The sequence below is a fragment of the Caulobacter sp. AP07 genome (assembly GCF_000281955.1).
Classification (GTDB): domain Bacteria; phylum Pseudomonadota; class Alphaproteobacteria; order Caulobacterales; family Caulobacteraceae; genus Caulobacter.
In genome coordinates this window covers 1-10,447 of sequence record NZ_AKKF01000025.1, presented here as the reverse complement: position 1 = coordinate 10,447, position 10,447 = coordinate 1, and the positions used below count along the sequence as shown (strand labels likewise).

10 protein-coding genes and 1 pseudogene are annotated in these 10,447 nt (G+C 70.0%); 2 read left to right on the top strand and 9 right to left on the bottom strand.

Translation table 11 applies throughout. From position 1 onward, the window contains the following. The coding region (locus tag PMI01_RS02305; RefSeq protein ID WP_007662472.1) for an ATP-binding cassette domain-containing protein at positions 1 to 409 on the bottom strand (409 nt) is incomplete at its 3' end. 57 nt (positions 410 to 466) lie between these two features. Here PMI01_RS02305 and PMI01_RS02300 point away from each other — a divergent pair. Further along, positions 467 to 1,123, top strand: coding sequence for an arylesterase (locus PMI01_RS02300; RefSeq protein ID WP_007662470.1), 657 nt, complete (start codon positions 467 to 469; stop codon positions 1,121 to 1,123). A gap of 16 nt (positions 1,124 to 1,139) precedes the next feature. On the opposite strand, the gene PMI01_RS02295 is transcribed toward PMI01_RS02300, so the two are convergent. Next, positions 1,140 to 2,246, bottom strand: coding sequence for a YeiH family protein (locus tag PMI01_RS02295; protein ID WP_007662468.1), 1,107 nt, complete (start codon positions 2,244 to 2,246; stop codon positions 1,140 to 1,142). Between the two features lie 235 nt (positions 2,247 to 2,481). On the opposite strand from PMI01_RS02295, the gene PMI01_RS02290 reads away from it, so the two are divergent. Beyond that, positions 2,482 to 2,766: a hypothetical protein gene (locus PMI01_RS02290; RefSeq protein ID WP_007662466.1), complete on the top strand. Its 285-nt coding sequence runs from the start codon at positions 2,482 to 2,484 to the stop codon at positions 2,764 to 2,766. A 92-nt stretch (positions 2,767 to 2,858) separates the two neighbouring features. On the opposite strand, the gene PMI01_RS02285 is transcribed toward PMI01_RS02290, so the two are convergent. From PMI01_RS02285 to mgrA, 7 genes and pseudogenes are all read right to left on the bottom strand, one after another. Continuing rightward, positions 2,859 to 6,005 carry an efflux RND transporter permease subunit gene (locus PMI01_RS02285; RefSeq protein WP_007662464.1) on the bottom strand — a complete coding sequence of 1,049 codons (3,147 nt, stop codon included), beginning with the start codon at positions 6,003 to 6,005 and terminating at the stop codon, positions 2,859 to 2,861. Positions 6,006 to 6,014: 9 nt separating this feature from the next. Beyond that, complete coding sequence (locus PMI01_RS02280; protein WP_238536988.1) at positions 6,015 to 7,100, bottom strand: efflux RND transporter periplasmic adaptor subunit; 1,086 nt, start codon at positions 7,098 to 7,100, stop codon at positions 6,015 to 6,017. Positions 7,101 to 7,213: 113 nt separating this feature from the next. Beyond that, on the bottom strand, positions 7,214 to 7,669 hold the full coding sequence (locus tag PMI01_RS02275) for a hypothetical protein (RefSeq protein ID WP_007662462.1): 456 nt from the start codon (positions 7,667 to 7,669) through the stop codon (positions 7,214 to 7,216). A gap of 118 nt (positions 7,670 to 7,787) precedes the next feature. Beyond that, positions 7,788 to 8,144, bottom strand: a complete 357-nt coding sequence (locus PMI01_RS02270; protein ID WP_007662461.1) for a hypothetical protein — start codon at positions 8,142 to 8,144, stop codon at positions 7,788 to 7,790. Between the two features lie 175 nt (positions 8,145 to 8,319). Further along, the gene (locus PMI01_RS27710) at positions 8,320 to 8,676 is read right to left on the bottom strand and encodes a hypothetical protein (protein WP_007662459.1); all 357 of its coding nucleotides are present in this window, start codon (positions 8,674 to 8,676) and stop codon (positions 8,320 to 8,322) included. A gap of 148 nt (positions 8,677 to 8,824) precedes the next feature. Further along, positions 8,825 to 9,004, bottom strand: a pseudogene (locus tag PMI01_RS27705) (helix-turn-helix transcriptional regulator); the annotation flags it as partial. Between the two features lie 60 nt (positions 9,005 to 9,064). Beyond that, positions 9,065 to 10,123, bottom strand: coding sequence for an L-glyceraldehyde 3-phosphate reductase (gene mgrA, locus PMI01_RS02260; protein WP_007662458.1), 1,059 nt, complete (start codon positions 10,121 to 10,123; stop codon positions 9,065 to 9,067). Positions 10,124 to 10,447: the final 324 nt, after the last annotated feature.

The window sequence follows — 10,447 nt, the reverse complement described above, 5'->3', positions numbered from 1 at the left end:
CGCGGCCCAGCCACTGGCGGGCGGTGGGCAGGGCGTCCCGGGCGCCGGCGATCTCCAGCGGGGTGGCGACGTTCTCCTCGGCGGTCATGTTGGGCAGCAGGTGGAAGGCCTGGAAGACCAGGGCCGCGCGGCCGCGGCGCAGGCGGGCCCGGCCGTCCTCGTCCAGCCGGGCCAGGTCCTGGTCGAACAATCGCACCGCGCCGGAGGTCGGCTGCTCCAGCCCGGCCCCGACCGCCATCAGCGACGACTTGCCCGAGCCCGACGGCCCGATCACCGCCAGCCGCTCGCCGGGTGTCACCACCAGATCGACGCCGCGCAGGATATTCACCGGCCCCGCCGCCGAGGGCAGGGTCAAGGTCACGTTTTCGAGAGATAGGACCGGAAGATGGGGCGTGGCGGCGGTGGTCATGAAACTTCCTGAATCCCCGCCCATTGTCCGGGCGAACGCAGGACTACATAGGAAGAGATGAGCGTCACCGCACCGCGTTTTCTCACTCGCCGGCAGACCCTGCTCGGCCTGGCCGCCGCGTCGCAGATCGCTGCGGCGCCGCAGGACCGGGTGGTCACGGTGCTGGGCGACTCGATCACCGCCGGCCTGGGCCTGCCAGCCCGCGACGCCATGCCCGCCCAGTTGCAGGCGGCGCTGGCCCGTCAGGGCGTCGCGGCCACCGTCCGCGCGGCCGGGGTGTCGGGCGACACCAGCGGCGGCGGCCTGGCCCGGGTCGATTTCAGCGTCGCGCCCGAGACCGCCCTGTGCCTGGTGGCCCTGGGCGGCAACGACCTGCTGCAGGGGATCGAGCCGCGGGTGACCAAGGCCAACCTGGCGGCCATCCTGCGGAAGCTGAAGGCCCGCCGGATCAACGTCATGCTGGTCGGGGTCGGCGCGCCGCCGCTGATCGGGGCGTCCTATGCGCGCGAGTTCAACGCCCTCTATCCGGCTCTGTCGCGGGAGTTCGGGGCGCCGCTCTATCCCAACATCCTGGCCGGGGTGGGCGGGCGGCGGGCGCTGATGCAGGGCGACGGCATCCACCCCAACGCGGCGGGGGCCAAGGTCATCGGCGAGCGCCTGGCGCCGTTCGTGGCCCAGGCGTTGCGGGCGAGGACGACGCTGGCGCGCAGCTAGGGCGTTTATGCGGGGGCTAGGTGAAGAACTCCACCGCCACCAGCACCACGCCGGCGATCCACACCGTCTCGACCACCATCAGCACCACCGGCCGCCAGCCGGCGGTGACCAGGTCCTTGAACGAGGTCTTCATGCCCAGGCCGGCGATGGCGGTGACCAGGCACCAGCGCGAGACCTCGCTGGCCGCGTCGGTGACCGGCTTGGCCAGCCAGCCCAGGCTGTTGATGATCACCAGGGCCGCGAAGCCGACCAGGAACAGCGGCACGGTCGGCTTGGCGCCGCCGCTGGCTCCGGGGCCCATCCGGGCCACGACGAAGGCGATGGCGAACACCACCGGCAGCAGCATGGTCACCCGCAACAGCTTCACATAGGTGGCCACGTCGCCGGTGTGCGGCGAGATCATGTAGCCGGCCCCCACCACCTGGGCGACGTCGTGGATGGTGCCGCCCAGGAAGATCCCCGCCCGGGTGTGGTCCAGGCCGAGGGCGGCGGTGATCAGCGGATAGGTGATCATGGCGATGGTCGACAGGGCGGTGACGGTGACCACCGCCAGGATGGTGTCGCGCTCGCTGTCCTTGGTGCGCGGCAGCACCGAGGCGATGGCCAGGGCCGCCGAGGCGCCGCAGATGCCGACCGCCCCGCCCGACAGCACCCCGAAGCTCCCGCGCAGGCCCATGCGCCTGGACAGCACGGCGCCCAGGGCGATGGTCGAGCCGATGGCGACAACGACGGTGACGATCGGCGTCAGGCCCAGACCGAGGATCTGGCTGGCGGTGATCCGCGCCCCCAGCAGGGCGACGCCGAACCGCAGGATAGCCTTGGACGAGAACTCGATGCCCGGGATGCAGCGGCCTTCCTGGTGCAGGAAGTGGAAGGTCATGCCGAACAGCAGGGCGAACAGCATCACCGGCGCGCCGTAGTGCTGCGACAGCCATGAGGCGGCCAGGGCGATGGTCACCGCCACCAGCACGCCGGGATACAGCTTGATCAGCGCCGCCTGGCCGGGGAACCGCGCCTTGGCCGTGGCCGGCTTGGGCTCGGCCCGCGACAGCCCCTCCATGCCCTCCAGCGACTGGAAGAGCGCCCTGGCGGCGGCGGTGTCGGTGTCGAGGTCGGAATGCATCGTGTTGTCGGCCCTGCCGGCGAGTCGCGCCGGTCACGGAGGATCGAGACCCGATGCGCGCGGAAGGGACAAGGGGAAAGTGGCCGTGGAAGGAGGAGAACGGCGCCATTCGTGGCGTATTTCGGGCCGGTTTCTGAACGGCGACTAACCGAGGTCTCACGACGCGTTCAGCCGTCGTCCGGCAAGAAGACCACCATGGCCGTGAGGATTCACGGCGCGGATTGGAAGTACGACGATGTCAGCATCTCTTCGCGTGATTACGGCGGGCCAACGGGCCGAGACGGCGACGGGCGCCAGCCTGAGCCAGCGGGTGGGTCAACTTCAGGCGGAGGCCAAGCGCCTGGCCGGGGAGCACATCGACGCCCTCCGGGCCAACCTGATCCAGACCCAGCAGGTCGCCGACGAAATCGCCCGCGGCGGTGACGCCTATCCCCCGGGCGTGCGCGACATCGCGCGCCGCCTCGGCGAGGACAGCGTCGCCAAGGCGCTGATGATCGAAGGGATCATGGCGCGGCTCTGAGGCCGGACCTTGGATCCCGACCATTCCCCCTTCACCCGTCATCCCGGGCACGAGGCCCGGAATGACGGTGGTTGTGGGTGGCGGATAGGGGGTTAGAGCTCCCGGCCGCCACCGCCGCCGCCGCCGTCGAAGATCGGCTGCGGTTGGGGCTGCGGCTGCACGTGGCTGGGCGCGGCGTGCTGGTGCTTGAACAGCTTGTCCATGATCTTGGACGACCAGTTCTTCAGCATGTCCATGAACACGAACACCACCGGGATGTAGAGCAGGGACAGGAAGGTCGAGGTGATCAGGCCGCCGATCACCGCGATGGCCATCGGGGCCCGGAACTCGACGTCGGCCCCGAAGCCGAGCGCCACCGGCGCCATGCCCGCGGCCATGGCCACCGTGGTCATGATGATCGGTCGGGCCCGCTTGTGGGCCGCATCGAGCAGGGCCTCCTTGCGGGTCATGCCGCCCTTCATGGCCATGATCGCGTACTCGACCAGCAGGATCGAGTTCTTGGCCGCGATGCCCAGCAGCATCAGGATGCCGATCAGGGTCGACATCGAGAAGCTGCTCTTGACCAGAACCAGCAGGCCGAAGGCGCCGCCGATCGCCAGGGGCAGGGCAGCCATGATGGTCACCGGGTGGGCGAAGCTGCGGAACAGCAGCACCAGCACGACGTACATCAGCAGGATGCCGGTCACGAGCGCGGCGGCGAAGCCGGTGACCATCTCCTGGATGAACTCGGCGTCGCCGGCCGCCACTTCCTTGACCCCGGTCGGCAGGGTCTTGACCGACGACAGGGCGTGGACGCGCTTGCTGGCCTCGCCGACCACGATGCCGTCGAGCTCGGCGGTGATCTCGGCCACCCGCGAGCGGTCCTGGCGCGAGATCTGCGAGGGGCCGGCGCCGTAGCGGACGTCGGCCACCGCGTTCAGCGGCACCGCGCCGCCGTGGCTGGACGGCACCTTGAGCGTCTCCAGCACCGACATGTCCTCGCGGGCGTCGTCGGTCAGGCGCAGACGGATCGGCACCTGGCGGTCGCCCAGATTGTACTTGGGCAGCGACTGGTCGATGTCGCCAATGGTGGCGACGCGCACGGCCTGCGAGATGGCCCCGGCCGAGACGCCGGCCCGGGCCGCCTGGTCGGGCTTGGGCGAGACGATGATCTCGGGCCGGGCGATGGCCGCGGTGTTGACTACGTTGGCCAGGCCATGGACGCCGCGCATCTGGGCCTCGACGGCGCGCGCCGCCGCTTCCAGCTGCGGACCGTTGTCGCCGACCAGCCGCAGCGTGTAGCTGGAGCCGTCGCTGGGGCCGCCGCCGTTGTTGCTGCCGGCCCCGATGCGCGCGCCGGGGATGGCCTTGAAGTTGTCGACCATCTGGCGGCTGAAGTCGCGCTGGCTCATCCGTTCGCCCTTGGGAACGAGGTCGGCGGTCAGCTCGGCCTTGTTGACCCCGTCGCTGCCGACCGAGGCGTAGACCCCTTTGACTTCCGGACGGGCCAGGAGTTCGCGGGTCATGCGCTGGGCGATGGCGTCGGTCTCGTTCAGCGTCGCCCCGGGGGGCAGTTCGATGCTGAACGGCGCACGGCCGCGGTCGGCCGCCGGCTGGAACTCGAACGGCAGGCGCGTGGCCAGGAAACCGGTGCCGACCAGCATCGGGATGGCCAGCAGGGCCACGATGATCTTGTGGCCCAGGGCCCAGTTCAGGCTCTTGAGATAGGGACCCATCCACGGCGGGTCCTTGTCCGGCTTGTGGTGGGCCTTGAGCATGTAGGCGCCCATCAGCGGCGTCAGCATGCGGGCGACCACCAGCGAGAACAGCACCGAGACGCAGGCCGCCAGGGCGAAGGCCTTGAAGAATTGGCCGATGATGCCCGGCATGAAGCCGACGGGGGCGAACACCGCCACGATGGTGAAGGTGGTGGCCACGACCGCCAGGCCGATCTCGTCGGCGGCCTCCATGGCCGCGTTGTAGGGCGACTTGCCGCCGCGCATGTGCCGGACGATGTTCTCGATCTCGACGATGGCGTCGTCGACCAGGATCCCGACCGTCAGCGACAGGGCCAGCAGGGTGACGCCGTTCAGCGACTGGCCCAGCGGGGCCATCACCGCGAAGGTCGGCAGCAGGGACAGCGGGATCGCCACGGCGGCCAGGAAGGTGGCCCGCCAGTCGCGCAGGAACAGCAGCACCACCAGCACGGCCAGCAGCGCGCCCAGGCCCAGCGCCTCCAGCGAGGCGTAGTAGCTGTCCTCGATGTATTTCACGTTCGAGGTCAGCTCGACGATCTTCAGCTCGGGATGGGCCTTGTCGAGCTTTTCGACCTCCTGGCGGACCTTCTGGGCGACCTTGACCTCGGAAGCGCCGCGCGAGCGGACCATGTTGAAGGTCACGACTTCCTGGTTGTTGAAGCGCGCCTGGTTGCGCGGCTCGGCCCAGTGGTCGGTGACCTCGCCCAGGTCGCCCAGGCGCACGGTCTCGCCGTTGTTCAGCTGGACGCGGGTCTCGCGCAACTGATCGACGGTGTTGGCCGCGCCCAGGGTGCGGATGGCGCGCTCGGAACCCGAGACGGTCACCCGGCCGCCGGGCAGGTCGGCGTTGGCCAATTGCAGGGCCTGGCTGACCTCGGCGGCGGTGACGCCGCGGGCCGCCAGGCGGTCGGGGTCGAGGGCCACCTGGATCTCGCGGCTGACGCCGCCGCGGCGGTTGACCTCGCCGATGCCCTTGATGGCCAGCAGGGCCCGGCTGACGTCGTTGTCGACGAACCAACTGCGCTGTTCGGGCGTCAGGGTCGGTGCCTGGACCACGTAGGTGATCAGCGGATTGCCCGAGATGTCGATGCGCGTGACGTTGGGGATCTGCATGTCCTGGGGCAGGGAGCTCTGCAGATTGGCCATGGCGTTGCGGACGTCGTTGGTGACCCGCTCGTGGTCGACGCCCAGCTCGAACTCGATGAAGGTCGAGGAGAAGCCGTCGCCGACCGTCGAGTTGATGTGGCGCACCTGGCCCAGGCCGGCGATCGAGTCCTCGATCAGCCGCGTGACCTGGGTTTCCAGCTCGGTGGGCGCGGCGCCGGGGCGCGAGGCGTTGACCACCACCAGCGGCAGGTCGACGTCGGGATTGTCGTTGATCCGCATGCTGGTGAAGCCGGAGATGCCGGCGATGGTCAGCAGCACGAACAGCAGCAGGACGGGGATCGGGTTCTTGATCGCCCAGCGCGAGATGTTGTTGGGATTGGGGTTGGGGTTTTCCATCGCCGTTCCCTAGCGCTGGCCGGCCGCGCGGGCGGCGGACGAGGCGGCGATGGTCACCGCGTCGTTGTCGCCCAGGAACCCGGCGCCCTCGACCACCACCCGCTCGCCGGGGTTCAGGCCGCCCACGGCGGTGCGGTCGGCGTTGCGGGCCAGGATGTCGACGCGCCGGAACTGGGCGTGGTTGTTGGCGCCGACCACGAACACGCCCGGCTGGTTCTGGCGGTAGAGGATGGCGGCCGTCGGAATGGTCGGGGAAGGCCGCACGCCCGCCGCGATCTGGGCGCGGGCGAACATGCCGCTGCGGAAACCGCTGCCGGGCGCCAGGCTGATGCGCGCCAGGCCGACCCGGGTCTGGGTGTTGACCTCGGAGGTGACGATGCGAACCGAGCCGGTGGTCTCGCCGACCTGGTCGGAGGTGACCTTGGCCGTCATGCCGGCCTGGACGGCCAGCAGGTCGGACTCGGGAATTTCGGCGTCCAGCTCCAGGCGGCCGTCGCGGACGATGCGGAACAGCTCGGTCCCGGCCGAGACGATCTGGCCCTTGGTGACGCTGCGACGGCTGATCAGGCCCGAGACCGGGGCGCGGATGGCGGCCTGGCCCAGGCGGGCGATCGTCTCGTTGCGCGAGGCGTCGGCGGAGGCCAGCTGGGCGGCGGCCGTCTGCTGGCGGGCGGTGGCGGTGTCGAGCGAGGCCTGGGACAGATAGCCCTTCTGCTGCAGTTCGCGCGACCGGCCCAGGGCGGCCTGGGCCTCGGCCAGGGTGGCGCGGGCGCTGGCCACGGCGGCTTCCTGCTGGTGCAGCTGGGCGCGCAGCATGGTGTCGTTCAGCGCCACCAGGATCTGGCCCTGGCGGACGATCTGGCCTTCCTCGGCGTTGACCGCCACGGCGGTCAGCCCGCCGGTCTCGGCGCCGACCGGCACCTCTTCCCACGGCGTGACGGTGCCCGAGGCGTTGATCATGCGGGGCAGGGACTGGGTGACGACGACGGCGACGCCGACGGTCTGGCTGGCCGTGAGTTTCGGCTTGACCGCCGTGGCCTTGGCCTTGTCGCCGTGATCGCAGGCGGCCAGCCCCAGCGCGCCGATGCAAAGCACCAACGGCAACGCAGTCGAACGCAGGCCGCGTTTATTGATCCGTTGATACACGACGACCTCAGCTCCGATTTGAACAGTCCCCGCGTTCTAGCCGAGAAACGCGGTTCGCCGGATTAAATGATGGTAAGGCGTCGCCCGCCAGACCCCGGCGACGCCTTCGTCCGGCGCGCGGCGTTTCGGGCGCCGAGGAACAAGGCGCCCATGGTCAGGTAGCTGAGCAGGCTTCCGGCGACATAGTAGGCGCGGGGCGCGATCTGCGTATCGAGCGCGGCGGCCAGGTGGGTCAAGGTCACGACGGCCTGAAAGCCGGTCGCCGCCATCGGCCACCAGCGGTCGCAGACCAGGGCCAGGACCAGCAGGACCAGCAGCAGCAGGACGTCGACGACGAACACGCCGCTCTGCGGGCCGAACACCTGGCTGGCGTTCTGCACCAGAGGGGTGGCGAACCAGGCGAGGATCATCGCCAGGCCGGCGATCCGCTCGGGGCCGCCGCCGCGCCAGAGGGCCAGACCGCAGCACACGAGCAGGGCCGCCAGGCTGACGCATTGATCTAGCGTCTGAACGTACATGGGTCCCGTTCCAGCGCCGGCGCCCTGGGGCGACGACGCATGAGATACACGGGCCCGATCGTGCGTGGGGGAACGCGACCGGGCCCGTGGCGCCAAGACCTGAAGGCCGAGATGGGGGTCAGGCGGCTTCGCGCGGGGCCGGCACGACCTGGAGGCTGCCGATCAGGGAGGGCGCCGGCTTCTTGCCGCCGCCGCCGAAGGAGAGGGCCGAAAGCCCGATGTCGTGCTGGGCCTGGCTGAGGTTCTTGTGGGTGTCGACGATGTTCTGCCGCGCCTGGCCCAGGGCCCGCATGGTCTCGATCGCGCTCACCAGGGCGTCCTGACCGACCATCACCGACAGGTGGGCGGCCTCGCGGGAGGTGGGCATCAGGTTGGTCAGGGCGGCGGTGGTGGCGATGGCGGCGTCGATGGCCTTCTCGGCGGCGAATAGGGCCTCGGCCACGGCGTTCGCGGCGGTGCGGCGTTCCTGGAGCATGGCGGTTTCCTCGCGCCGGGTCGGCGCGTGCTGAGGGTTTGGAGGGGCGGAGACGAGGCATGGCCGCGTCCCTAGAAGAGGCCGCGCAGGGCGTGCAGTCCCGCCAGGAGAGATCCGAACGCGAAGGCGGTCGCGATCATCACGGCGGCGATGACGCCCAGACGTTGGGGGACGCTCAGGTCATTGGCGCCTCCCCAGGTCCCGAAGGCGCGCCCGCCCTCGCCGGATCGCGGAGAAAGGTCTCGTCCATCAGGGCGCCGGCCACGCAGAGAATCTCGCGCAGCACCATCTCCGGCGGCTTGAAGGCGGCCTGTTTCCGCGTCGCGCTGACCAGGTCCGGGGCCATCAGCGCGCTGCTCTGCGTGACCGCCAGGCTCGAGAGCTGGCGCTCCAGTTCCGCCCAGGTGAAGGCCGGAACGGTCTCGTCCCGCGCGTTCGGCGTCGGCCAGATCTGTTGGAACATCTGGACCTCCTCGCGCAGGCTCAGGGCCCGGACGATCGCGTCCTTCTGGAAATCCGAAAGTATGTTCACGGGCTTTTCCTTCCTCGACCCGCGCAGTTGGCGGGGAGGAGGAACCCGGCGCCAGCCGGGCCGTGTCGGACCCTGATCCGATCGGAGGGGGGGCCGCCGCCGCCGGGGAGGCGACGGCGCGAATCCGCGGCGAAACCAGGCGCGCGGCCTCGTAGCGGTCGGCGACGCCCAGTCGGCGCCGCGCCTTGTCGAGATGCCAGTCCACGGTGTGCTTGGACAGGCCCAGCCGGCGCGCGATCTCCTTGGAACTGAGATGCTCGTCGACGAGGCGCAGGCAGTCGCGTTCTCGGGGCGTCAGCCGATCAAGCCCGTCAGCACCCTGGTCCACCCTAAGCCCTCGCGTCCATGCATCGACCTTATGTCGATAGACGAGAGTAGCAAAGATATCTCAACCGTTAGGCAAGTCGGGCGATGAAAGATCCGACGAGATTTTCCACAGATCGACCGCGCCCTCGGTCGCGTGGCGGTCGATCTGGGCCAGTTCCTCGGCGGTGAAGCCCCGCGTGTTCAGCGCCGCCAGGGAGTCCTCCAACTGGGCCACGGTGCGGGCGCCGATCAGGGCCGAGGTGACGCGCGGGTCGCGCAGCACCCAGGCCAGGGCCATCTGCGCCAGGCTCTGGCCACGGGCCTTGGCCAGGGCGTCCAGGGCCTGGATGCGGGCCAGGTTGTCGGCGCTCAGCATGTGGCCGCCCAGCGAGCCCTCGCGGGCGGCGCGGGAATCCCCGGGCACGCCGCCGAGGTACTTGTTGGTCAGCATGCCCTGGGCCAGCGGCGAGAAGGCGATGCAGCCGACGCCGAGGTCTTCCAGGGTGTCCAGCAGGTCGCCCTCGATCCAGCGGTTGAGCATCGAATAGGACGGCTGGTGGATCAGCAGCGGCACGCCCTCGGCCTTGAGGATGGCGTGGGCCTGGCGGGTCAGCTCGGGCGAGTACGAGGAGACGCCGACATACAGCGCCTTGCCCTGGCGGTGCAGCTGAGCCAGGGCCCCCATGGTCTCTTCCAGCGGCGTCGTCGGGTCGACGCGGTGCGAGTAGAAGATGTCGACATAGTCCAGGCCCATGCGCTTGAGGCTCTGGTCGCAGCTGGCGATCAGGTACTTCCGCGAGCCGCCGATCTTGCCGTACGGGCCGGGCCACATGTCCCAGCCGGCCTTGGTGGAGACGATCAGCTCGTCGCGATGGGCCGCGAAGTCGGCGGCCATCACCCGGCCGAAGTTCTCCTCGGCCGAGCCGTAGGGCGGGCCGTAGTTGTTGGCCAGGTCGAAGTGGGTGATGCCCAGGTCGAAGGCGCGGCGCAGGATGGCCCGGCCGGTCTCGAACACGTCGGTCCCCCCGAAGTTCTGCCACAGGCCCAGCGAGATGGCCGGCAGGTCCAGCCCGCTGCGGCCGCAACGGCGGTAGGGCATGGCGTCATAACGGTTCGGGGCGGCGACGTAGGGCGTTTGCACGGGGAGGCTCCTGGGGGAGGCGGACTCAGGGTCGGGATGGAATGGCGCGGAAAACGCCGGCTGTCATCAGGAGCATTGTCGGAACGCCGCCATGTGATCCGCCACCCAAATGGTTGTCATCCCGGAAGCCTCGCAGAGGCTGTCCGGGACCCAGGGGCGGTGCGCACGGCCCCTGGATCCCGGGTCTTCGCTGCGCTTCGCCCGGGATGACAACGGGAAGGGTTGGCGCGCATGAGCGCCATGGATCGATGCGATCGGTATCAGGCGTCGCGGCGCGCGGCGATGGACTCGGTGTCGGGCGAGGCCGCGCGGATCAGTTCCAGC